This is a genomic window from Kitasatospora sp. NPDC048298 (genome assembly GCF_043201465.1).
Taxonomy (GTDB): Bacteria; Actinomycetota; Actinomycetes; order Streptomycetales; family Streptomycetaceae; genus Kitasatospora.
The window spans coordinates 34,181-54,568 of the sequence record NZ_JBICYZ010000044.1 but is presented as its reverse complement, the minus strand read 5'-3'; the positions used below and the strand labels follow the sequence as shown (position 1 = coordinate 54,568).

The 20,388-nt window shown below is 74.6% G+C and carries 22 protein-coding genes; 10 read left to right on the top strand and 12 right to left on the bottom strand.

The features are described 5' to 3' along the window. Nucleotides 1–138: 138 nt before the first annotated feature. From ACGF0D_RS28480 to ACGF0D_RS28465, 4 genes are all read left to right on the top strand, one after another. Nucleotides 139–696: a hypothetical protein gene (locus ACGF0D_RS28480; protein ID WP_392921040.1), complete on the top strand. Its 558-nt coding sequence runs from the start codon at nucleotides 139–141 to the stop codon at nucleotides 694–696. Between the two features lie 174 nt (nucleotides 697–870). Then, nucleotides 871–1,635, top strand: coding sequence for a LamB/YcsF family protein (locus tag ACGF0D_RS28475; RefSeq protein WP_392883963.1), 765 nt, complete (start codon nucleotides 871–873; stop codon nucleotides 1,633–1,635). Continuing rightward, complete coding sequence (pxpB, locus tag ACGF0D_RS28470; RefSeq protein WP_392921038.1) at nucleotides 1,632–2,258, top strand: 5-oxoprolinase subunit PxpB; 627 nt, start codon at nucleotides 1,632–1,634, stop codon at nucleotides 2,256–2,258. The genes ACGF0D_RS28475 and pxpB overlap by 4 nt, the downstream gene beginning before the upstream one ends. 69 nt (nucleotides 2,259–2,327) lie before the next feature. Then, the gene (locus ACGF0D_RS28465) at nucleotides 2,328–3,191 is read left to right on the top strand and encodes a biotin-dependent carboxyltransferase family protein (RefSeq protein WP_392921036.1); all 864 of its coding nucleotides are present in this window, start codon (nucleotides 2,328–2,330) and stop codon (nucleotides 3,189–3,191) included. Between the two features lie 33 nt (nucleotides 3,192–3,224). Here the strand turns inward: ACGF0D_RS28465 and ACGF0D_RS28460 are convergent, their stop codons facing one another. Both ACGF0D_RS28460 and ACGF0D_RS28455 read right to left on the bottom strand, forming a co-directional pair. Next, a complete protein-coding gene (locus ACGF0D_RS28460) occupies nucleotides 3,225–4,148 on the bottom strand; it encodes an aminoglycoside phosphotransferase family protein (RefSeq protein ID WP_392921035.1) in 924 nt (307 codons plus the stop codon). A gap of 100 nt (nucleotides 4,149–4,248) precedes the next feature. After that, a complete protein-coding gene (locus ACGF0D_RS28455; RefSeq protein ID WP_392921033.1) occupies nucleotides 4,249–5,019 on the bottom strand; it encodes an alpha/beta fold hydrolase in 771 nt (256 codons plus the stop codon). 135 nt (nucleotides 5,020–5,154) lie between these two features. Between ACGF0D_RS28455 and ACGF0D_RS28450 the strand changes: the two genes are divergently transcribed. Continuing rightward, nucleotides 5,155–5,700: a PadR family transcriptional regulator gene (locus tag ACGF0D_RS28450; protein ID WP_392883906.1), complete on the top strand. Its 546-nt coding sequence runs from the start codon at nucleotides 5,155–5,157 to the stop codon at nucleotides 5,698–5,700. Between the two features lie 144 nt (nucleotides 5,701–5,844). Here the strand turns inward: ACGF0D_RS28450 and ACGF0D_RS28445 are convergent, their stop codons facing one another. Then, nucleotides 5,845–6,252 (bottom strand): DUF4396 domain-containing protein, encoded by a 408-nt coding sequence (locus ACGF0D_RS28445; protein WP_392921064.1) that lies wholly within the window; start codon nucleotides 6,250–6,252, stop codon nucleotides 5,845–5,847. Between the two features lie 335 nt (nucleotides 6,253–6,587). On the opposite strand from ACGF0D_RS28445, the gene ACGF0D_RS28440 reads away from it, so the two are divergent. Continuing rightward, nucleotides 6,588–7,283 carry a class I SAM-dependent methyltransferase gene (locus ACGF0D_RS28440; RefSeq protein WP_392883908.1) on the top strand — a complete coding sequence of 232 codons (696 nt, stop codon included), beginning with the start codon at nucleotides 6,588–6,590 and terminating at the stop codon, nucleotides 7,281–7,283. Nucleotides 7,284–7,536: 253 nt separating this feature from the next. Further along, complete coding sequence (locus ACGF0D_RS28435) at nucleotides 7,537–8,379, top strand: undecaprenyl-diphosphate phosphatase (RefSeq protein WP_392921062.1); 843 nt, start codon at nucleotides 7,537–7,539, stop codon at nucleotides 8,377–8,379. Nucleotides 8,380–8,502: 123 nt separating this feature from the next. Here ACGF0D_RS28435 and ACGF0D_RS28430 read toward each other — a convergent pair whose 3' ends face one another. Next, nucleotides 8,503–10,014 carry a HEAT repeat domain-containing protein gene (locus ACGF0D_RS28430; protein WP_392883909.1) on the bottom strand — a complete coding sequence of 504 codons (1,512 nt, stop codon included), beginning with the start codon at nucleotides 10,012–10,014 and terminating at the stop codon, nucleotides 8,503–8,505. 288 nt (nucleotides 10,015–10,302) lie between these two features. Between ACGF0D_RS28430 and ACGF0D_RS28425 the strand changes: the two genes are divergently transcribed. Further along, on the top strand, nucleotides 10,303–10,860 hold the full coding sequence (locus tag ACGF0D_RS28425) for a PAS domain-containing protein (RefSeq protein ID WP_392921031.1): 558 nt from the start codon (nucleotides 10,303–10,305) through the stop codon (nucleotides 10,858–10,860). Nucleotides 10,861–10,968: 108 nt separating this feature from the next. Here ACGF0D_RS28425 and ACGF0D_RS28420 read toward each other — a convergent pair whose 3' ends face one another. Beyond that, nucleotides 10,969–12,450, bottom strand: a complete 1,482-nt coding sequence (locus tag ACGF0D_RS28420) for a hypothetical protein (protein WP_392883912.1) — start codon at nucleotides 12,448–12,450, stop codon at nucleotides 10,969–10,971. 748 nt (nucleotides 12,451–13,198) lie between these two features. Here ACGF0D_RS28420 and ACGF0D_RS28415 point away from each other — a divergent pair. Then, nucleotides 13,199–14,206 carry an aminoglycoside phosphotransferase family protein gene (locus ACGF0D_RS28415; protein WP_392921060.1) on the top strand — a complete coding sequence of 336 codons (1,008 nt, stop codon included), beginning with the start codon at nucleotides 13,199–13,201 and terminating at the stop codon, nucleotides 14,204–14,206. A 60-nt stretch (nucleotides 14,207–14,266) separates the two neighbouring features. Here ACGF0D_RS28415 and ACGF0D_RS28410 read toward each other — a convergent pair whose 3' ends face one another. The 4 genes from ACGF0D_RS28410 to ACGF0D_RS28395 all read right to left on the bottom strand — a co-directional run bounded on the left by ACGF0D_RS28410 (nucleotide 14,267) and on the right by ACGF0D_RS28395 (nucleotide 17,601). Then, a complete protein-coding gene (locus ACGF0D_RS28410) occupies nucleotides 14,267–15,763 on the bottom strand; it encodes an acyl-CoA dehydrogenase family protein (RefSeq protein WP_392921030.1) in 1,497 nt (498 codons plus the stop codon). Between the two features lie 168 nt (nucleotides 15,764–15,931). Continuing rightward, nucleotides 15,932–16,015 carry a putative leader peptide gene (locus tag ACGF0D_RS28405; RefSeq protein ID WP_350526312.1) on the bottom strand — a complete coding sequence of 28 codons (84 nt, stop codon included), beginning with the start codon at nucleotides 16,013–16,015 and terminating at the stop codon, nucleotides 15,932–15,934. Nucleotides 16,016–16,145: 130 nt separating this feature from the next. Next, nucleotides 16,146–16,640, bottom strand: a complete 495-nt coding sequence (locus ACGF0D_RS28400; RefSeq protein ID WP_030058989.1) for a hypothetical protein — start codon at nucleotides 16,638–16,640, stop codon at nucleotides 16,146–16,148. A 733-nt stretch (nucleotides 16,641–17,373) separates the two neighbouring features. Continuing rightward, nucleotides 17,374–17,601 carry a DUF397 domain-containing protein gene (locus ACGF0D_RS28395; RefSeq protein ID WP_392883967.1) on the bottom strand — a complete coding sequence of 76 codons (228 nt, stop codon included), beginning with the start codon at nucleotides 17,599–17,601 and terminating at the stop codon, nucleotides 17,374–17,376. 438 nt (nucleotides 17,602–18,039) lie between these two features. On the opposite strand from ACGF0D_RS28395, the gene ACGF0D_RS28390 reads away from it, so the two are divergent. Then, on the top strand, nucleotides 18,040–18,579 hold the full coding sequence (locus ACGF0D_RS28390; RefSeq protein ID WP_392883915.1) for a PTS-dependent dihydroxyacetone kinase phosphotransferase subunit DhaM: 540 nt from the start codon (nucleotides 18,040–18,042) through the stop codon (nucleotides 18,577–18,579). 80 nt (nucleotides 18,580–18,659) lie between these two features. Here the strand turns inward: ACGF0D_RS28390 and ACGF0D_RS28385 are convergent, their stop codons facing one another. The 3 genes from ACGF0D_RS28385 to ACGF0D_RS28375 all read right to left on the bottom strand — a co-directional run bounded on the left by ACGF0D_RS28385 (nucleotide 18,660) and on the right by ACGF0D_RS28375 (nucleotide 20,263). Then, nucleotides 18,660–19,148: an NUDIX domain-containing protein gene (locus ACGF0D_RS28385; protein ID WP_355260830.1), complete on the bottom strand. Its 489-nt coding sequence runs from the start codon at nucleotides 19,146–19,148 to the stop codon at nucleotides 18,660–18,662. Between the two features lie 10 nt (nucleotides 19,149–19,158). Beyond that, nucleotides 19,159–19,710, bottom strand: coding sequence for a sugar transferase (locus ACGF0D_RS28380; protein ID WP_392921028.1), 552 nt, complete (start codon nucleotides 19,708–19,710; stop codon nucleotides 19,159–19,161). Nucleotides 19,711–19,990: 280 nt separating this feature from the next. After that, nucleotides 19,991–20,263, bottom strand: coding sequence for a hypothetical protein (locus ACGF0D_RS28375; protein WP_392883918.1), 273 nt, complete (start codon nucleotides 20,261–20,263; stop codon nucleotides 19,991–19,993). Nucleotides 20,264–20,388 lie beyond the last annotated feature (125 nt).

Below are 20,388 nucleotides of genomic sequence, written 5' to 3'. Positions count from 1 at the left end.
TGCCCGGGTTCCGCGGAACCCGGGCACCGGTGCGTTCCGGCCGCCGTCCTTCCCCTGGAAGGCATGTTGAACATGTTCAAAAGATGGGTCTAGAGTCGGTTCCGCGCAGGCGGCACAAGGCTCCGCCTGTACTTCGGCATGCTCGGCATGCTCGGCATGGAGGTGTACGAGATGGACGGCGACCCGGCGGTCATCCTCCGCAAGGTCCGACGGTGGCTCTGGTTCTTCCTGGTCTGCCTGGTGCTCAGCGGTCTCACCGCGTTCCCGCTGGAGACCGAGACCCGCTGGCTGGTCGACTTCGCCTCCGGCCCGGCCGCCCCGCTGAGCGACCGCGCCCCCGCCGCCACGGCCTGGCTGGAGCGGGTCCACACCGGCCTCGCCGAGACCAACGGGCGCTACCCCTTCCTCGCCTACGGCACCGACTGGCTGGCCTTCGCCCACCTGGTGATCGCCGCCGCCTTCTGGGGACCGCTCAAGGACCCGGTCCGCAACATCTGGGTGATCCGCTGGGCCGTGCTCGCCTGCGGGGCCGTCATCCCGCTGGCGCTGGTCTGCGGTCCGCTGCGCGGGATTCCGGTGGCATGGCGATTCATCGACATGTCGTTCGGAGTCTTCGGCGTCATACCGCTGCTGATCGTGCTGCGGGCGCTGCGGCCGCTGGAGCGCGCCTCCCGGGAACCGGCGCCCGCGCTCTGACGCGCGCCGGCCCCCGGCCGCGCACCACCCCTCGCAGCGCCGCCCCGGGGCGTGCACTCCCGGGCACACGCCGCGGCGCCCGCGGGGCTCCGGGTCACGGGCAACGGCCTTCATCCGCAGGCCCTACCATCTGGCTCAACAGCTGCTGGGAGGCGGACGGGCGTGGCCGATGCGGTGATCGATCTCAATGCGGACCTCGGCGAGGGGTTCGGACGCTGGACCCTGACCGACGACGAGGCCCTGCTGTCCGTGGTGACCAGCGCCAACGTCGCCTGCGGGTTCCACGCCGGGGACCCGTCGACGATGCGGCGGGTCTGCGCGCTCGCGGCCGAGCGCGGCGTCCGGATCGGTGCCCAGGTCTCCTACCGCGACCTGGCCGGCTTCGGCCGCCGCGCCATGGACGTGCCCCCGGAGGAGCTCGCCGACGAGATCGCGTACCAGATCGGCGCCCTCCAGGTGTTCGCCCGCGCGGCCGGCTCCAAGGTCTCCTACGTCAAGCCGCACGGCGCCCTCTACAACCGGGTGGTCGGCGACTCCGAGCAGGCCGAGGCCGTGGTGGCCGGCGTGCTGCGGGCGGGCGCGGTCTGCGACGGACCGCTGCCCGTACTGGGCCTGCCGGACTCGCTGCTGCTGGAGGTGGCCGAGGGCGTCGGCCTCCCGGTGGTCGCCGAGGCCTTCGCCGACCGCGCGTACACCCGCACCGGCGCCCTCGTACCGCGCCGTGAGCCGGACGCGGTGGTGCACGACCCCGAGTCGGTCATCACCCGCGCCGTCGGCATCGCCCGGGACGGCATGGTGGAGGCCTCCGGCGGCGAGCGGATCCCCGTCGAGGCCCGCTCGCTCTGCGTCCACGGCGACACCCCCGGGGCCGCCCAGCTCGCCTGGCGGATCCGCGGCGCCCTGGCCTCCGCCGGGGTCCGGGTGGAGGCCTTCACGTGACGGTCCGGGCGGTGCACCGGGTCGGCGAGCGGGCCCTGCTGGTCGAACTGCCCGGGACGCCCGAGGTGGCGGCGCTGTACGGCTGGCTGAGCGAGCGCCGGGAGGCGGGGGCGCTCGGCACGGTGGAGGAGCTGGTACCGGCCGCGCGCACCCTGCTGCTGGACGGCGTCGCGGACGTCGACGCGGTGGCGGCGCTGCTGCGCAGCGCCCGTCCGACGGCGGCCGGGGCGACGCCCGGGCCGCTGGTGGAGGTCCCGACCGTGTACGACGGCGCCGACCTGACCGAGGTCGCCGCGCTGTGGGAGGTGTCCGAGGAGGCCGCCGTCCGGATCCACACCGAACCCGAGTACGTCGTCGCGTTCTGCGGCTTCGCCCCGGGCTTCGGGTACCTCACCGGCCTCCCCGCGCGGTACGAGGTGCCGCGCCGGGCCACCCCGCGCAGCTCCGTCCCGGCCGGCTCCGTCGCCCTGGCCGGCCCGTACACCGGCGTCTACCCGCACCCCTCCCCCGGCGGCTGGCAGCTGATCGGCCGCACGGCGCTCACCCTCTGGGACGCCGACCGGGAGCCGCCGGCCCCGCTGGCCCCGGGCACCAGGGTCCGCTTCACGGTGGAACGGGCGTAGGACGTGTCCAAACAGTTCCCGCCGGGCGTGCGACGCCACTGGTCGGAGAGACCCCGAGGGGAGCCGGAGTTGAACGAGCTGGTGGTGGAACGGCCCGGGCCGCTGACCACGGTCCAGGACCTCGGGCGGCGCGGGGTCGCCCACCTCGGGGTGCCGAGGGCCGGGGCGCTGGACGAACCGGCGCTGCGGGCGGCCAACCGACTGGTGGGCAACGACGCCGGGGCGGCCGGGCTGGAGACCACGCTCGGCGGGGTCGCGCTGCGGGCCGTCGGGACGGTGCTGGTCGCCGTCACCGGCGCGCCCTCGCCCGTACGGGTGGACGGGCGGCCCGCCGCATGGGGCGCACCGGTCGTGGTGCCGGCCGGGTCCGTGCTGGAGGTGGGGGCGGCGACGGCCGGGGTGCGCGGCTACCTGGCGGTGGCGGGCGGGATCGCCGTGCCGCCGGTGCTCGGCAGCCGCTCGGCGGACCTGCTCTCCGGGCTCGGGCCGGCCCCGCTCGCCGCCGGGGACCGGCTGCCGGTCGGCACCCCGCCGCCGTACCGGGCCCGGCCCGAGCTGGTGCCGCTGCCCGCTCCCCCGGCCGAGCTGGTGCTGCGGCTGCGGCTCGGACCGCGCACGGACTGGTTCACCCCGGAGGCGGTGGCCCGCCTCGGCCGCGACCGGTACCTGGTCTCGCCGACCGGCAACCGGGTCGGGCTGCGCACCGTGGGCCCGCCGGTCGCCCGCGCCCGGAACGGTGAACTGCCCAGCGAGGGCATGGTGTTGGGCGCGGTGCAGATACCGCCGGACGGGCAGCCGGTGGTGTTCCTGGCCGACCACCCGACCACCGGCGGCTACCCGGTGGTCGGCGTCGTGCCGACCGGCGACCTCGCGGCCGCCGCACAGGCCCGGCCGGGGACGCCGGTGCGCTTCGTGCCCCTGCGGGAGCGCTGAGCGGGAACGCCGAACGGCGCGCAGGCTCCGCGCTCAGCGCCCCGACAACACCTCGGCGACGACCCGTTGGTCCGGGTCCAGTCGTGCCGCGCCCTCCTCGACCGCCCAGACCGCGTTCTGCAGCACCCGGGCGAGCGTCCAGGCCGCCGCCACCCCGCGGTCCAGCTCCAGCACCTCCGTGAGCAGGTCGAAGCGCCGCCGCAGCGCCCGGGCCGGGTCCCCGGTGGCCACCAGGTCCGCCCAGCGGTTGCGCAGCGCCGGGAGCAGCTCGAAGCCCGGGTGGCCGGCCAGCGGCTTGGGGTCGATGGCCAGCCAGGGCGCCCGGCCGCTGCCCGGGAGCGGGGCCAGCACATTGCCGTAGTGCAGGTCCCAGTGCAGCAGCCGGTCGCCGGGGTCGGCGCGGACCTCGCACAGGGCGGCCGCGCAGTCGGCGAGCAGGCGCCGCTCCGCCGGGTCGGCGAGGGCGGCGACGGCCGCCGGGGCGCGGTCCAGCAGGTCACTCGCCGTACCCGCCAAGGTCCGCAGCCCGGACGGTGCCTGATGACGCGTCAACTCCCTGAGCAGTTCGGCGATCACGGCCAGCGCCGCGAGGTCGTCGGGCAGGGCGAGCAGCGAGCGCGCCGGGTCCAGCCGCTCCAACAACAGGGAGCCGGTGGCCGGTTCGTGGTCGAGCAGCCGGACGGCGCCGCGGCCGTCCCAGGTCCGCAGCGCGAGCGGTTCGCCCACCGTCTCCTCGTCGACGGGCTGGAGCTTGAGCACGGCCGGCGACCCGTCGGCGCGAAGGACCGGCAGCACCAGCCCGACCACGCCGTGCGCGACCGGCCCGTCCGGGCGCAGCTCCCAGCGGTCGAGCAACTCCTCGGCCAGGGCGGGCAGTCGGGCCACCCAGGCGCGCCCCTCGGCGCCGAGGAACTCCTCCAGGGACGCGGCCAGCGCGGGCGGGACCTCGACGGGCATCGGGGCGGGCTCCTCTCGGGCGGTCCGCCCCAGCCTACGGCGGGCGGGCGGCGGGCGGCCTGCGTCGCTCACGTTCAGCCCTCCTGCGCCCGCCCTGCGCTCAGCCCTGCCCGAGCGCGGCGGCCGCGGCAGCCGCGAAGGCGTCCGGGTTGTCGAGCATGATGTTGTGCCCGCAGTCCGGCACCGCGACCACCCGTACGCCCGCCGCGCGCAGGGCGTCGGCGCCCGCCGGCTCGCCGTCCGCCGCCGGATGCAGGAAGGTGCGCGGGAGGTCGAGCCCGAGCAGCAGCTCGCGCATGGTCGGCACGGTCGCCCGCGCGAGGTAGCGGGCGCTGCGGTGGAGCGCCTCCGGTCCGGCCAGCCGCATGGTGGACCACCAGAACGGGCCGACCCGCTCGGCGACTTCGTCCCGGCCTCCGGCCAGGAACTCATCCTCGGCGTAGGCCGCGATGCCGCTGCTGCCGGGGTGGCTCCGGTCGGGGTCGATCCGGTCCAGGTTGGCGTCCACCAGCAGCAGCCGCTCGACCAGCCGCGGGTGCCGCTGGGCGAGGACGATCGCCACCGCCCCGCCCATGCTGTGGCCGACCACCTCGACCCGGTCCGCCCCGGCGGCCGCCATCGCCGCCGCGACCGCGTCCGCGTGCTCCTCCAGCGTGTAGCCGAAGTCCGTCGGCCGGTCGCTGAGGCCGAAGCCGAGCAGGTCCAGCAGCAGGGAGCGCCGGCCGGCGAGCAGCGGGTGGGTGGCCGCGGCCGCGAAGTAGGCCGGCGAACTGGCGCCGAGCCCGTGCAGGTAGAGCCGGGCCGGCTCGGCACCGGGCAGCTCGACCCAGCGGATCCGGTCGCCGTTCGGGGTGACGGGGGTCTCGCGCATGCTCGCTCGCTCCTGTTCCAGAGGGGTGCCGGTCCCTGCGGAGTCCGGCGGACGACCAGGACGATACATCGAAGTCGAGGTATCGCGATAGCGAGATATCCATGCTTCGAGGGAGAGATCTGAGAGAGTGGCCCCATGCTGAAGCTCGCGATCCTCGGGTTCCTGTACGACCGCCCCCTGCACGGCTACGAGCTGCGCCGCCACCTCGCCGCGCTCACCGGCCATGTCCGCCCGATCAGCGACGGCACGCTCTACCCCGCGATCAAGCGCCTGGAGGCCGACGGCCTGCTGGTCCGCGAGACCGAGCCGGGCAGCGCCGCCGCGCCCCGGCACACCCTGCACCTCACCGAGGCCGGCCGCGCCGCACTGCTCGACCGGCTCCGCGAGCCCGAGGCGCTCGACGTCAGCGACGAGAACCGCTGGTTCACCCTGCTCGCCTTCCTGCGGCACCTCGCCGACCCCGCCGCCCAGGCCGCCGTGCTCCGCCGCCGGCTGGCCTTCCTCGCCGAGCCGGCCAGCTTCTTCTACGAGGGCGACCGCCCCGTCGGCGCCGAGGAGTTCACCGACCCGTTCCGGCGCGGGCTGCTGCTGGTCGCCCGCGCCACCACCGAGGCCGAACTCGCCTGGCTGCACGCGACCCTGGCCGAGCTGGAGGGCGACGGGCGGCCGGACGCACCGTAGACCGGCCCCCCGAACACACCGCGACCCGAACGCGGCCGACGCGCCGGCCGAACGGGCCGCGCCCACAACGCGCCGCGGCCCGCACCGACCGTCGAACGGTCGGCACGGGCCGCAGGCGAGAGTCTCCGGCACCCCGGAGCGGGATCAGTGCCCGTGGTAGGCGTGCACCACGGCGTGGCCGCGCCCCCGGCCGATCATCCACCTGTTGACCGGAACGGTCAGCACGAAGGCCAGGGCCAGCGAGCCGGCCAGCGCCACCCAGAACAGCAGGTCACGGAGGCCGGCGTCCATCGCCCCCGGGACGGTGACCATCACGGTGTTGTCGATCAGCTCCATCACCAGGATCGACACGGTGTCGGCGGCCAGCGCGACCTTGACCGCGGCACCGACCTCGAGACCGGCCTTCAGCACGCCACGCATGGTCAGCGCATAGCCGAAGACGAACGCCAGCAGGATCGAGAGCACCACGGTCGCCCCGTTGTGGAGGCCGAAGGCGGTGCCGAGCACCATGCCGAGGATCTCGCCGATGGCGCAGCCGGTGAGGCAGTGCAGGGTCGCCTGCGCGGCCGTCCGCCAGCCGGCTCCGCCACCGGCGTGGGCCTGGTGGTGGCCCGCGTGGTCGTGCCCGTCGTGCCCGTGGTGCTCGGGATGCCCGTGGCTCCCATGGCTCCCGTGGTGCCCGCGAGCGACCCGCCCCTGGTCGGCGTGCTCGTGGTGCCCGTGCTGCGCGGGGTGCGCCATGTCGTCCTCCACTTGCTCCGGCACCCTGTCGGGCGCCCGCTCCTCTCACTCCGTCGACGCCGAACATATACCCCCATGGGGTATGCGACAACCCCTTCCCGACGCCCTCTTCCCCCCGCACACCCGTCCGTGTTCCGATGAACGGCATGGCATCTGAGCGACGCGAGGGTTACGACGGAACGGGCGCGGGCCCGATCACCCCGGACGGCTGCGCCGTCGAGGTCTGGAGCCGCCTGCCCGTGGGCGACGCCCCGGACGTGATCGAGGCGGCCGTGCCGCCCGGCGCGCGCATCCTCGAACTCGGCTGCGGCGTCGGCCGGATGACGCACCCGCTGGCCGACCGCGGCTTCACCGTGACCGCCGTGGACGAGTCCGCCGACATGCTGGCCCGGGTCCGCGCCGACGTCCGCACGGTGCGCAGCCCGATCGAGGGGCTGGACCTCGGCGAGCACTTCGACGTCGTCATGCTCGCCTCCTTCCTGGTGCACGCCGGTGACGTGACGGTCCGCCGGGGCCTGCTGGAGACCTGCCGACGGCACGTCACCGAGGACGGCTGCGTGCTGGTGCAGCGCGAGGGCGAGGACTGGCACCTGAACGTGCCGCGGGAGAACTCGATCGGCCCGGACGCCCGGGCCCGGCTGGTCTCGGCCACGCCGGTCGGAGACGGCGTCAACTCGGTCCGCTTCGAGTACGACTTCCCGGACGGAACCTGGTCGCAGACCTTCCTGTCCCGCCCGCTCAGCACCGAGGCCTTCGAAGGGGCGCTCGCGGAGGCCGGCCTGGTGGTCGAGCGCTACCTGACCGCGGACCGCACCTGGGTCCGGGCGCGGCCGGTGCTCTAGCGACCGGCGTTCCGGCGACCGGTACCCCCCGGCGCCCCTCCGACCCCGGCAGTGCACCTGTGCGCAAAGCCGGAACAAAGGGTGAACAAAGAACCGTTACCTTCACCCCGTACCATCAGCCGCGCGCCTGGCTCGCGCGCGGCCCGCGGGCCCGGCGGGTCATGGCGGTCCCGAACGCCCTTCCGACCCGCAAGGACCCGCCCATGCCGCCCCTGCCCCACGCCCGACCGATATCCCCGGCGGGTGCCCGGTGATCGCCTGGTTCCACGGGGCCGTCCTCGGCCTGATCCAGGGGCTCACCGAGTTCCTGCCGGTCTCCTCCAGCGCCCACCTGCGGGTCTTCTCCGCCCTGTTCGGCTGGGACGACCCGGGGGCGGCGTTCACGGCCGTCACCCAGCTCGGCACCGAGACGGCGGTGCTGATCTACTTCCGCAAGGACATCGCCTCGATCATCAGGACCTGGGTGCTGTCCCTGTTCCGCCCGGCCCTGCGCTCGGACCCGGACGCGCGGATGGGCTGGTTCGTGATCATCGGCACCCTGCCGATCGGCATCCTGGGCAAGCTGTTCCAGGACACCATCGAGACCCACCTGCGCGACCTGCGGATCATCGGCACCACACTGATCGTCTTCGGCCTGATCCTGGCCTTCGCCGACCGCACCCGGGCCGTCCGCCACGCCCGCCCGATCACCGACCTGACGCTGCCGCACGCGGGCATCTACGGCCTCGCCCAGGCGCTGGCGCTGATCCCGGGCGTGTCCCGCTCCGGCGGCACGATCAGCGCGGGGCTGCTGCTCGGCTACAGCCGGGAGGCCGCGGCCCGCTACTCCTTCCTGCTCGCCATCCCGGCGGTGCTCGCCTCGGGCGCGCTGGAGCTGTTCAAGATCGGCGAGGGCCCGGCCCCGGCCTGGGGACCGACCATCCTGGCCACCCTGATCGCCTTCGTGGTCGGCTACGCGGCGATCGCCTGGTTCCTGAAGTACATCTCGAACAACAGCTTCATGCCGTTCGTGGTCTACCGGGTGCTGCTCGGCATTCTGATCATCGGGCTGGTCTTCGGCGGCGTCCTGGCTCCGGACGCGGGCGCGGTGAAGTAGATCGAAGTAGAACCCGGTTCCAGAAACACGGACCCGCGGAAAGCGAGTGGGCCGGGACACCGACACGGTGTCCCGGCCCACCGAACGTTGAGGACCCGGCCTGTCGACGCGACGACAGGCCCTCTAACGCCCGAATTCCCGGGCGGCGGTCAGTCGGCCGCGTACGGCGGCGTGGACCTCGGCCTCCTCGGCCGGGTCGGCGGCGAGCCTGCGCAACCGCTCCAGCACACGCGCGTCGCCCGTGGTGGCGACATGGCGCGCGGCGAGCTCACGCGTGGACTCCTCGCAGTCCCAGAGGCACTCGACGGCGGGCCCCTCGGGAAAGTGCACGTCGGTCGCGGCCAGCGCCTGGGCGGCGCGTCGGCGCAGTTCAGAGGAGGCGGCCTCCCCGTAGATGTGACGCAGGACCGGTACGGCGTCGGCGGCGGCCAGCCGCCCCGCGCCGTCCACCAGCGATCCGAGCCCGGTGCCGCTGACCCCGCGCACGGAGATCCAGCGGCGCAGCCCGGCCACCACCAGCGGCGCGTCGGCCGGTTCGCCGGCGTCGGCGAGCAACTGGACGGCGGCCTCGCCGAGCGCGCTGTCGGCGCCGCCGCTGGCCGGGTCGGCCCAGCGGCGGGCGTGTGCCAGCACCTCAGGGCCGCGCATCCGGCCGAGCAGTTCCAGGGCGGCCCGGACGATCCGGTCGTCCACGTCCGCGGCGGCGGCCTCGATCAGCTCGGCGGCGGCCGGGTCGCGTTGGTCGACCAGGTAGCGCAGGGCGGCCCGGCGGGCGCCCGGCAGGCCGTCGCGGGCCGCTTCCAACAGCAGCGGGTGGTCCTCCGGCCGGACCACGGCGGTCAGGCAGCGGGCGGCCGCGGCGGCGCGGCGGTCCACCGCGTCGGGGCCGGACTCCGCGTCGGTGCCGCGGGCGGGCTCCGGGCGGGCGTCGGGCCGGCCCAGGAAGGCGCCCACGCCGAGGCCGCCGAGTTCGCCCTGGTCGGCCCAGGCCAGCACGTCGGCGGTGGACCACCCGGGGGTGACGCCGCTGCGGTTGACCTGGCGCTGCCACAGGTCGAAGGGTGACTGTTCGCTGGCCGCCGCCACTCTGGGGTGGTAGGCCGCCCACAGCCGCCAGGGCCGGGGCTCGTACGCGTTGCGGATGAACTCGCGCAGCTCGGCGTCGCCCTCGGGGCCCGGCGCGAAGCGGTCGAGCACGGCGGTGCCGAGCAGCAGCAGGCCGCGGTCGTCGTCGCGCAGGGCGAGTTCGTCGAGGGCCCAGGACCAGTTGGCGCCGGTGGCGGCGTACTCGCGCAGCATCAGAAGCGCGTCGCGCCGGCCGTACGCGGCGAGGTGGCCCAGGACGGAAAGGGCGAGGCCGGTGCGGCTCTCGTCGTCGGTGATCAGGTCCTCGGCGGAGTGGAGGTGGTCCTCGATGCCTTCGAGGGGAGCTTCCAGCTCCATGTAGATGCGCGCGTAGTAGAGGGACCGGCTCTCGACCTGCCAGTCGGCTCGCGGGTCCCTGGTGACGCACTCCTCCAGCGCGGCGATGGCCTCGGCACGATCGGCGGCCAGCGCGTGGAGCTGCCCGTCTCCGCGACCTCTCTGCAGGAGGCCTAGGAGGCTGGCACTGGGTGCTATCACTGGCTCGAACATGAGGTCAGCATCCGTTGCGGCGGTCGTAGTGGCAACGGGATTTCCGTCGCCGGGGTCTCTGGTCGGTACTGCGGTGGGCGCCCGGGCGCCGGAATCACCGAAGGTTACCGCCTCGGGACCTCTTCCGCACACAGGGCGACGGAGGCTCCGGCCACAGTGGCATATGCCAGAGGAACTTTGCCTGCGTTCTGTCCAAATCGCCCACACGGGTGACGACGCTGTGCGACAGTTTCCTCACTGTCCGAACGACCCGCCCGCCGCGGGCCGCACCCGAGCGATGGGTCCGCCATGACCATGCCCTTAGGCGCCACCCGCCCGCCGGGAGCCGCCACGGTGGACGGCGCCCCGACGGGCGGGAGCGGCGCGCCGGGCGTCGGCCGCGGCACCGCGGCCGACGCGGGCGGCGGCGACGGCACGGGTGACACCGACAGCGGAACGGACGGCAGAGTGGACGGCACGGCACAGGAGCCGTCCGGCCCGTACCTCGGCGACGGCGGCGACCACCACGGGATCGACGACGGCCTGCTCGGCTCCGCCGAATGGGACCTGCTGACCGACGGGGTCCGCTGGAGCCAGGAGACGTACCTCCTCCTCGGCTGCGATCCGGCCCACGGCCCGCTCAGCCTCGACCGGCTGCCCGACCGCCTCCCCGAGGCGGACCGGCCGCTGCTGCGGCGGATGATGACCGACGCCCTGGTGCACGGCCGCCACGCCGCCGGCACCCTGCGGATCCGCCGCCCCGACGGGCGGCACGACGGCGTCGAGTGCGCGGGCGAGCCCGTCCTCGGCACGGACGGCACCGTCGTCGCGCTGTACATGCTGCTCCGCCCGGCCCCGCCGGCCTGAGCCGACGCCCCGTCCCGGGCAGCACCCCCGGGCACGCACCCCCCAGGCACGCACCCCCGGAGCCACTCGCTCCCGGGCCCGCACGCCCGGGGCTCCCCCGTCGGCCCGTCAGGTCAGCCGCGGCCGGTTCTTGGCGTCCGCCGTCCGCAGCGCCCGGCCCAGTTCCTCCCGCAGCTCGTCCACCACCGGCAGCCCCCGATACTGCGCGGTCAGCCGGTACATCTCGCGCAGCCGGTCCCAGGTCCGGTGCGAGGAGTTCTGGCCGATCAGGTTCATCACCATCTTGGCCTGGAACTGCGCCGCGTCCGGCTCGCCGGTGATCAGGTGCACCGAGGCCAGGGTGATCCGGTCGAACAGCGCCGACCGCAACTGCCCGGTGCCCTCCCGCAGCGTGATCACCCGCTCCGCGTGCCGACGGGCCTCGGGAGCCGCCCCCGGGTCGTGCTCGGAGAGCGTGCGCAGCACCAGGGCCTGCATGCCGCGCAGTTCCGCCTCGTCGAACACCTGCATCCACGAGGGCGGTGGCTCCGGCGCCTCCTCGCCGAACAGCTCCTCGGCCTCCCCGAGCAGCCGGTAGGTGTCCTGGGAGTGCCCGATCGAGGCGTGCGCCCACGCCTCGACGGTGTTGAGCATGGCGCGCGTTCCGGGCGCCGGCCGCCCACCGGTCGCCTTGGCCGCCGCCATCAGTTCGAGCGCGTCGTCGGCCCGGCCCAGGTGCACCATCTGCCGTGCGGCCCGGGAGATCGCCTCGCCGGCCCTCGGCCGGTCGCCGGCCTCCTTGGCCGCGTCGGCCGCGATCATGAAGTACTTCTGGGCGGTGGGCTCCAGGCCCACGTCGTGCGACATCCAGCCCGCCAGCACCGCCAGGTTGGCCGCGACCAGCCACAACCGCTGCTCCACGGCGGGTGCGTGCCGGTGTGTCAACAGGCCGCCGACCTCGTTCAGTTGACCGACCACCGCCTTGCGCTGCAAGCCGCCGCCGCGGGCCGCGTCCCAGGCCCGGAACACCTGTACCGAATGCTCCAGCGACTCCACCTCGTCGAGCCCGACCGGGCCCGCGTCGTACACGTCCACCGCCGGGTGCACTCCGCTCCCGGTGACCACCTGTCGTGGCCCGGGGACGGAGGCCGCGTACGCGACCGCGTCCCCGGACAACCAGCCCTTCAGCGAGTCGGCGATGACCGCCCCGGCCGTGAGCGCCGCTCCGGCACCCACCAATCCACGTCGGTTCAGCATGAGGTCCATTCCCGTGAACTCGGTGAGGACCGCGGCTGTTCGATCCGGCGACCATGGCACTGCTGCGGACGCGTCCGCCCCGGACCTGGTGGGCCGGTGTCGTTCCAGACCGAGGTCCTCAGTGGTGACGACACGTCCGAGCCGCTCCGTGAACACGGCCGCCAGCACCCTCGGCACCGGATCGCGCGGGATCTCCCCCTGCTCGATCCAACGCCGTACCCTCGACGTGTCGGTGGACAGCTGCAGCTGCCCCATCGCGGCACCCCGACGGTTGACCAGCCGCGCCAGCTCGCCCTTCGACCATCCGGTCAGGACGAACAGATCGGCCAGTCGGGTGTTGGGTTCCCTACTCAACGAAGCCCCCAGGTTCCTCGGCTGATCCGAGGCTAGAGGCTCCGGCGAGCACCGGGCGAGCATTCGCCACCGTTCGCCAGGGCCCGCCAGACTACAAAGCCAGTGCCCGACGGGTGTGTTGTAGGGGTGCGCCACCTCGCCCCCGGGTCGGGCGGCGTCCCACCAGCGTCGGGACTGTCCCCCGACGGTGGCACGGGGCGCTCCCGGTCCTCACCCGAGGGGGTGGCGCGGCCGGGTGGCGCGGGAGCGCCGGGCACGGCCACGGCAGTCCGGCCGACCGCATTCCCCAGGGTGCGGACGGCCGGAACAACACCGCCGAACAGGGGTTCCCACCCCGCGTCCGTGCCCGGCGCCCGCGCACCACCCACCGCACGACGTACGCGTGAAGCACCGCACCCCACGACGTACCGCACCACCCGCAGGGCCGCCGTCACGCCAGGAAGCACACGGCACCGGCCCTCCCCCGCCCCCGCGGGGCAGCACCCGCCGACGGACCGGAAGGGACCACCCTCAGCCCATGTACTCCTCAGCGACGACCCCCACGCCCACCGCGGCCCGCCCCGCGCTGCGCCCCCCCGCCGCAGCCGCCGGCCGCACCGGCCCCAGGGTGGTGCCCCCGGCGAGCCGCCCATCGGCTCCGCGCGGCACCGAGGGCCGGGCCACGGACACCCGGGTCGTCCCGACCGGCCGTACGGCGCTGGGCCCCGCCGGCCGCACCGCGCTGGGCCTGCGCGGCCCCGACACGGGCATGCCGGCCGGTGGCCGGATGCCGCTGGCCCGACAGGCCGACGGCCAGGTGCTGCGGGCCCGACGGCCCGTCCAGCCCGGCGGCCCGGAGCGGATCGACCCCTCGGCGCTCCAGACCCCGGCGGTCCGGGCGGCGCTCGCCAGTGTCGCGCGGATATGTCCCGCGTTCACCCCGCGCCAGGTCCTGCGCGAGGGCAGCCGCCACATCCTGGTGGCGGGCACCATCGGGCGGGCTCCGGTGGTCGCCAAGTGCCTGGCGCCGCAGGCGGTGCGGAGTGAGTACTTCGAGCAGTTGGTGGCCGACTTCCACCACGAGGTGGCGGTCTACCGGGCGTTCGTCCGGCACCGTCCGCCGGTGCGGCTGCCCCGGCTGGTGGCGGCCGACCACGACCGGTGCGTGCTGGTCATGGAGCGCGTCCCGGGGCGCCCGGCGGCCCGCGAGCGCCACCCGGTCAACGCGCCCACCCCGGGCGAGGTGCGGGCACTGCTCACCGCGGTCCGCACGCTCAACCTGTGGCGGCCGCCGACCGACGTCTTCCAGCCGCGCCTGGACTACCAGTTGGAGATCGCCCGCTACCACTCGGTGGGCCAGCTCACCGACCGGGACGCCGGCGACCTGCGCGGCCTGCTGCACGGCCTCGGCAACACCCCGCTCCAGCTCTGCCACGGCGACGCCCTGCTCAGCAACATGCTGCTGGCGCCGTCAGGACCGGTGCTGGTCGACTGGGAGCAGGCCGGCTGGTACCTGCCCGGCTACGACCTGGCGGTGCTCTGGAGCGTCCTGTCCGGGGACACCGCGGCACGCCGCCAGATCAGCCAACTCGCCCAGAGCGGCGGCACGATGGCCCGGGACGCCTTCCTGGTGAACCTGGTGCTGGTGCTGATGCGGGAGATCCGGCTGTACGACGTGCCGGGCGCCGGCGAGGAGCAGCGGATCATGATCCGCCGGCTCTACGACGACGCGGCGCTCGCCCGCCGCGCCGTCCGCGCCGCGGTCGGGACCCGCTGAGCCACGGTCGGACCCCCGCTGAGCCGCGGGGGTCCGACGACGGTCCCGCGGCTCAAGGCCTCACGGCCGGGCGCCCCGTTCCAGGGCGGCCCGGCCGGCGGCCTCCAGCACGGTCTCGTCCGGCGCCAGGTGCACCCGGCTGCTGAGCACGTCCCGCAGGTAGCGCTCCAGCGGGTGGCGCCGGCTCAGGCCGGGGCTGCCGGTGAGGGCGACGGCCTGCTGGACCACCGCCGTCGCGGCCCGGGTGGCCAGCAGGTGGGCCGGTCCGGTGCGGGCGACGGCCTCCGGCTCGCCCCGGTCCACCCGGGGGGCCAGGCCCTCGACCAGTTCCTCGGCACCGATCAGCTGGGCCTCGATCTCGCCGAGGGCGGTCCGGTAGCGGGGCAGGGTGCCGAGCGGCTCGGTCAGGTTGGCCGGGGTGCGCTGGCTGAGGAAGCGGATCAGCCAGGCCTCGGCGGCCCGGGCGACGCCGATCGCCACCGCGGAGAGGGCCAGGTCGTGCCAGGCGCGGGAGAGTTCGGCCTCGGAGGGCTCGGACGCTTCGGAGACTCGGGACGCTTCGGAGGCCCGGGACGATTCGACCCCGGCACCGGCTCCCTGACGGCCCGTCCGGCGACCGGCCGTCAGGCCGAGCGCGAGGTCGCCCGGCACCCGGACCCCGTCCAGCACGACGTCGTGACTGGCGCTGGCCCGCAGGCCGAGCTGGTCCCAGGTCGGGTCGATCTCCAGACCCTCGCTCTCGCCGCGGACCAGGAAGGTGCCGATCCTCGGCTCCTCGTCGTCGGTCCGTGCGGTGACCGCCATCCAGGCGAGCGCCTCGGCGCCGGCGCAGTAGGTCTTACGGCCCGTCAGCAGCCAGTCGTCACCGTCCCGGCGGGCGACCGTCGCGGGCAGTTCGCCCACCCCGGTGCCGGGCTCGGCCCGCAGTGTGTTGACCAGGACCGGGCCGCGCCGGGACTCGGCGAGCAGCCGCCGATAGCCGGCCGTCGGCCAGTCGGCGCGACGGGCTTGCTCGGCGTGCCGGAGCAGGGTGAAGGCGGTGACCACGGCCACCGAGGCGTCCCCGCGGCCGAGTTGGGAGAGCACCCGGACGGTGTCGGCGAGCGTTCCGCCCGGGCCGCCGTACCGCGCGGAGACGGTGAGGGTGAGCAGTCCGGCCTCGTGGACCGCCTCGATCCCCTGGTACGGGAAGGTCGCGTCGCGGTCGTGCTCCTCTGCGCGGGCCGCCAGCAGGTCGACCACCCGGGGCAGCCCGGCGAGGGCGGTCCGGATCGCGGTGCGGTCGGGCACGCGGTCGGCGGTGCCGGCGGACGCGGAACGGGTGGGTGTGGAACCGGTGGATTCGAGATGGCCGGATTCGGACCGGTCGGAATCCGCCGACGGAGCGACGGTCCGGGAGCGGCGCCCGGCGGAGGCCGTCGTGGCCGGAGCGCTCCCGGGCGAACGGTCGCCGGCGGAGCAGTCCTCGGTGGAGCGGCCGTCGGCGGAGCGCTCGGCGGACACGCGGTCCCCGGACGAACGATCGGCGGTCGAACGGTTGGCGGCGCGGGTCGTCATGGTGCTGTGCCTCCGGGCGGGCAGCGTGGGCTCGGCGAATGCGGGCGGCACGCCGTACGGGCGCGCGGTACCGATCGGCGGCCCCGGAGGCCGACTCACGGCCGCCCCTGGTTTCGGCGCCGACCGGACAACCCGGCCGACCGCCCGCCGCCGGGGGAGGAATCCCCCTCAGCGGCCCGGACACGCCGCGCTGGCGGTCCGCCGCAGGTCCAGATGCCTGCGACGGGTCAGCAGCGGAAGACGGCACGGCATGTTCGCGACTGTACGAACCGTTGATCGATACCGTCAAGCGGCGTCCGGCCCCCGGGCGGAGCCGGTCGGAGCCGGTCGGAGTCGGCTGGAGCCGGTCGGAGTCGGCTGGAGCCGGGCGGCTCCGCCGGGATCAGCCCTGCTGGAACATGTCCGCCGGGAGCGGCTTCAGCAGCTGATACAGGTCGTCCGAAATCGGTCGGTCCCAGGAGGCGATGGTGACCAGGACGCCGTCGCTGCGGCCGAACTGGGCGCAGAACACGCGTTCCTCGCTGACCTTGACCTTCTTCACGATCAGCAGGTCGTCCCCGAGCATGACCGGGAAGTCCTCGGCCGAGACGAACTCGACCGGCTCGTCGTTCTCCAGCGCCGCGAGCAGCTGACGCACCTCGAACGGCACGTCGTCGCCGGTCTCCCGGGCGGGCGAACCCTCGGGGAGGTTGCCGATGAACATCGCCGGGCCTCTGCCGCCGAACAGGTCGTAGCGCAGGAAAATCCCCTGGCAGGAGCCGTCCGGGCCGGTCATCATGGCCGCACCGAAGTCACCGGGCCAGTCGCCCGGGTCCATCGCGAGCACGTCGAAGTCCGGGCCGGCGGGCTGTCCGGAGCGACGGCGGAGAAAAGACATGGGAACATCGTACGTGCCCGGCACACCACGCTCGCGAGGTGGGTGGGGCACCGCCGAGGGGCGGCCGGGAGATCGACGCTCAGAGACCAATGTTGACTCTGAGCAACCGTCCGGGCTACGTTCGGTTCAGCACGACAGCCGTTCCGGGTTTCACCCTCCGGGGGGACGGTATGTCGCAACGCGGCCCTACACGCGTTTCCCTCACCGTGCACTTGTCGTGCAGAACTGCCGAGCACCCAGCTTCGTCGTCGCACACAGCACAAACACAAGCCAACAGTTCCATGCACCACAAGCCAGATCCGCGGGGCCCCGGCCCGTCGCTCCCGTGGATCTGCTCGGGACGCCGCCGCGTGGGGGCGTGCGGGTCCCGAGCACCGGTGCCGCTATCCGAGTCGCTCTCGGCTTCGGCGCCAAACCTCCCGGCGACTGCCGGCCTCATCGTGGGGCCGGGACCGGCCGACGCACCCCCGGTGCGCAGGGGATGACTGGGAGGATGGCCTGGCAACTGCCGGGCCGCACAGCAGGCGCCGTGTCTGGCCGCGTGGGGGCGGTGGGCACGGCGTCTGCCTGTGCTCTTACTCTGAGCTGCGTTTGTCTAACAGTCAACAGAAATTATGACGTGGCACGCTCAATGGATCATCACTTGTGATGTTCGGACCCGAAAGATCGCCTGCGGAGCGGACCCCCGTCGGTCGGGGGTCCGCTCCCGCCGTGAACGGCCCGGCGCGCCGCCTCAGGTGAGGTCGAACTCGCCGTCCCGGGCGCCGAGCACGAAGGCCCGCCACTCGCCCGGCGTGAAGACCAGGACCGGCCCGTTCTCCTGGCGGCCGTCCCGCATCCCGATGTACCCGTCCACGAAGGCGATCTGCACGTCCCCGACGCCCTGACTGCTGCACAGCCACTCCGCGCCGGTGAAGTCCACCTTGGGCTTCCCGTTCCGCGCCAGCTCCGGCTGCGCCACGCCGGCCTCCGTGTCCGTCCCGCTGTTGGATCCCACTTGACCGATCTCCTCCCGACGGCATTCCGGAGCCAGCCTAGCCACACCGCCCGGCCCCGGTCAGCGGGTTGACGAGGACTCCCCCGAGCGGGGACGGGCACGGCCGGAGGAGGGGTCGAGGCGTGTCCCGACCGGCGGGGGCGGCGGGCAGCTGCCAGAGTGCTGCCAGGGCGCCGCCCGACGGCCTTCCCGGCCCGGGGCCCCGGGGAACCCGGAGGCCGTCGGCGGTTCCATGGAGGCCGGGCCGCCGCCGTGCTGTCCCACCGAGCCGTCGGGCCCGAATACTGGATTCGAACGCTTTGTCTGATGGTCCGAACTGTCCGATAGCCCGAACTGTCTGATGGTCCGAGCTGTCTGACGGCCCGAACGTTCCACCCACCGATCCGCTCAAGGGAGCAGCCGATGAGCCGCCGGGACGGCACCCGCGCCGACGTCATCCCCATCTCCGACGCCCCCTCGGCCCATCCCCCGGCACCCCGTACGCCCCCCTCGCGCACCCCGCTGCCCCGGCCGACCCCCGCCCGGCCCGCCGCGCACGGACGGGTCGGGATCGTCCTGGTCTCGCACAGCCAGGAACTGGCCACCGCCGTACGCTCCCTCGCGCTGGTGTTGACCGGATCCGACTCCCCCGCGCCGATCGCGGCGACCGGCGGCGACCCATCGGACGGGCCGGGCATCAGCGCGGTCCTGGTCGCCGCCGCGACCCGCCGGGTGGACCAGGGCCACGGCGTGGTGGTGCTCGCGGACCTGGGCCGGGCGGTCACCACCGTCCGCGCGCTGCTGTCCGAGGCGGACGAGCACGGGCTGCCGTTCCCGGTCCGGTTCGCCAACGCGCCGTTCGTCGAGGGCGCGGTGGCCGCCGCCGCGACCGCCACCGCGGGCGGGGACCTGGCCGCGGTGCTGGACGCGGCGGAGGAGGCCTACCGGCAGTACAAGGGCTGAACGGCGTGGGCGGGCTCGGGGGTGTGGGCGGGCTCGGCCGTGGGCGGGCAGGTGTGGCAGATGTGGCGCGGGGCGCGGGCTCAGGGGCGCTCCTTGCCCTCCCAGGTGAAGACCGCCGGGCCCTCGCACTCCAGCGCGTGGCGCAGCCGCTCGTGCTCGCTCTCGATCATCGGCGGCAGCTCGTCCAGCCCGAACCAGCCGACCTCCAGCGACTCGTCGTCGTTCACCCGCGCCTCACCGCCGACCGCGCGGCAGCGGAAGGTCAGCACCAGGTACTGCGTCACATCGCCGTTCGGGTACGTGACCTGCGGCGAGACCGTGACGGAGGCGAGCAGCTCGGGCACGACCACCACCCCGGTCTCCTCCTCGCACTCGCGCACCACGCCGTCGGCGGGCTGCTCGCCGGGGTCGAGGATGCCGCCGACCGGAGCCCATCGGCCGTCGTCGGCTCGGCGGGCGAGCAGCACCCGGTCACGGTCGTCCAGCACGACGGCGACGACGGCGCTCAGCCAGAGCGGACGGGTGCCCACGACTGCGCGGAGTTCGGCGAGGAAGGGGGGAATGGCCATGGGGCGCAGCCTAGCGGGGCGGTTCAGGGCCGACCCGGAGCGCCCGGTCGGTGTCGGGCCGCAGCAGGGCGAGCACGGTGAGCCCGAGGATGTGCAGGTCGAGCCCGAGCGATCGGTGCTCCACGTACCAGAGGTCGAGCTCGGCCCACTCGGGGCGGCTGAGCGGGCGGGGCGTCCGGCTGCGGCTCAGCGCGTGCAGCTGGGCCCAGCCGGTGAGGCCGGGCCGGACCGCGAGTCGGCCGCGCTCGCGGCGGGAGTAGCGCCCCACCTGCTCGGGGCCGGCCGGCCGCGGCCCGATGACCCCCATCTCGCCGCGCGCCACGTTCCACAGCCGCGGCAGCTCGTCCAGGCCCGTGCGGCGCAGCAGGACGGCGAGCCGGTCGTCCCCGTCGGTCCGGAAGCGCAGGATCTGGAACTCGCGGCCGTGCCGGCCGGTCCTGGTCTGCCGCTGGAGGACCCGGCCGCCGGTGGTGCGGCGGAGCAGGACGGCGATCAGCAGGGCCAGCGGCAGCGCGACGATCGCGGCCAGGGCGATGACGGCGAGGTCGCCGACGCGTCTCATGAGGTGGCCACGGCACGGTCCGGTCTACCGCCCATCGCTCCCCCTCCGCGGCGCCTCGAGCCGGAAGAACGCATTCACAGTAGAGGCGGGACGTGGCCGCCGTTCCGGGAATGGGGAAAGAAGAGGGTCCACGATTGTCCGACTGGACGATATTCAGTCGGTCTGACCAATTTCGCTCGATCCGCCGTTTCGGAATGCCGAGGGCGATCGACGCTACGAGGTGGGGGCGACGGCCGGGGGAACTCGCCCACCGAACGGCCGGTACCCGGCCGGGGTGTTCTCAGAGCGCGGCGCGGCGCCGGTCACGCAACACGCCGAAGGCGATCCGGCCGAGCAGCAGGACTCCGGCGGCCAGGCAGCCGGCCACCGCCATCGCCCAGGCCGGCCCGTCACTGTCCGGCACGAACACGGCCACGACGATACCGAGCGCCAGGCAGGCCAGGCCCACCAGGGTCAACGGGAGCTGGTGGGTGACCAGGGCTCCGCCACTGCACGCGCGAGCCATCCGGGAGGCCCCGTGAAGGTGGAAGGGGTCACGGTCCGCATCTGCCATGAGCCCAAGGTACCCCGGGGCGGCGCGGGCGGCAGCCCGCAGGGAGTGATCATTCGAACGCACTGTGCGACCGGAGGATTCGGGCAGGTCAGGGGCTCGCCGGGGCCACCGCGAAGTGTGTCCGA

Bases quoted from the DNA above. Each gene is read 5' to 3' on its own strand.
- ACGF0D_RS28385 (WP_355260830.1), bottom strand. From the start codon at position 19,148: ATGGCCATTCCCCCCTTCCTCGCCGAACTCCGCGCAGTCGTGGGCACC.
- ACGF0D_RS28380 (WP_392921028.1), bottom strand. From the start codon at position 19,710: ATGAGACGCGTCGGCGACCTCGCCGTCATCGCCCTGGCCGCGATCGTC.
- ACGF0D_RS28450 (WP_392883906.1), top strand. From the start codon at position 5,155: ATGCTGAAGCTCGCGATCCTCGGGTTCCTGTACGACCGCCCCCTGCAC.
- ACGF0D_RS28410 (WP_392921030.1), bottom strand. From the start codon at position 15,763: ATGACGACCCGCGCCGCCAACCGTTCGACCGCCGATCGTTCGTCCGGG.
- ACGF0D_RS28455 (WP_392921033.1), bottom strand. From the start codon at position 5,019: ATGCGCGAGACCCCCGTCACCCCGAACGGCGACCGGATCCGCTGGGTC.
- ACGF0D_RS28375 (WP_392883918.1), bottom strand. From the start codon at position 20,263: ATGGCAGATGCGGACCGTGACCCCTTCCACCTTCACGGGGCCTCCCGG.
- ACGF0D_RS28430 (WP_392883909.1), bottom strand. From the start codon at position 10,014: ATGTTCGAGCCAGTGATAGCACCCAGTGCCAGCCTCCTAGGCCTCCTG.
- ACGF0D_RS28460 (WP_392921035.1), bottom strand. From the start codon at position 4,148: ATGCCCGTCGAGGTCCCGCCCGCGCTGGCCGCGTCCCTGGAGGAGTTC.
- ACGF0D_RS28425 (WP_392921031.1), top strand. From the start codon at position 10,303: ATGACCATGCCCTTAGGCGCCACCCGCCCGCCGGGAGCCGCCACGGTG.
- ACGF0D_RS28480 (WP_392921040.1), top strand. From the start codon at position 139: ATGCTCGGCATGCTCGGCATGGAGGTGTACGAGATGGACGGCGACCCG.
- ACGF0D_RS28390 (WP_392883915.1), top strand. From the start codon at position 18,040: ATGAGCCGCCGGGACGGCACCCGCGCCGACGTCATCCCCATCTCCGAC.
- ACGF0D_RS28440 (WP_392883908.1), top strand. From the start codon at position 6,588: ATGGCATCTGAGCGACGCGAGGGTTACGACGGAACGGGCGCGGGCCCG.
- ACGF0D_RS28405 (WP_350526312.1), bottom strand. From the start codon at position 16,015: ATGCCGTGCCGTCTTCCGCTGCTGACCCGTCGCAGGCATCTGGACCTG.
- ACGF0D_RS28415 (WP_392921060.1), top strand. From the start codon at position 13,199: ATGCCGGCCGGTGGCCGGATGCCGCTGGCCCGACAGGCCGACGGCCAG.
- ACGF0D_RS28400 (WP_030058989.1), bottom strand. From the start codon at position 16,640: ATGTCTTTTCTCCGCCGTCGCTCCGGACAGCCCGCCGGCCCGGACTTC.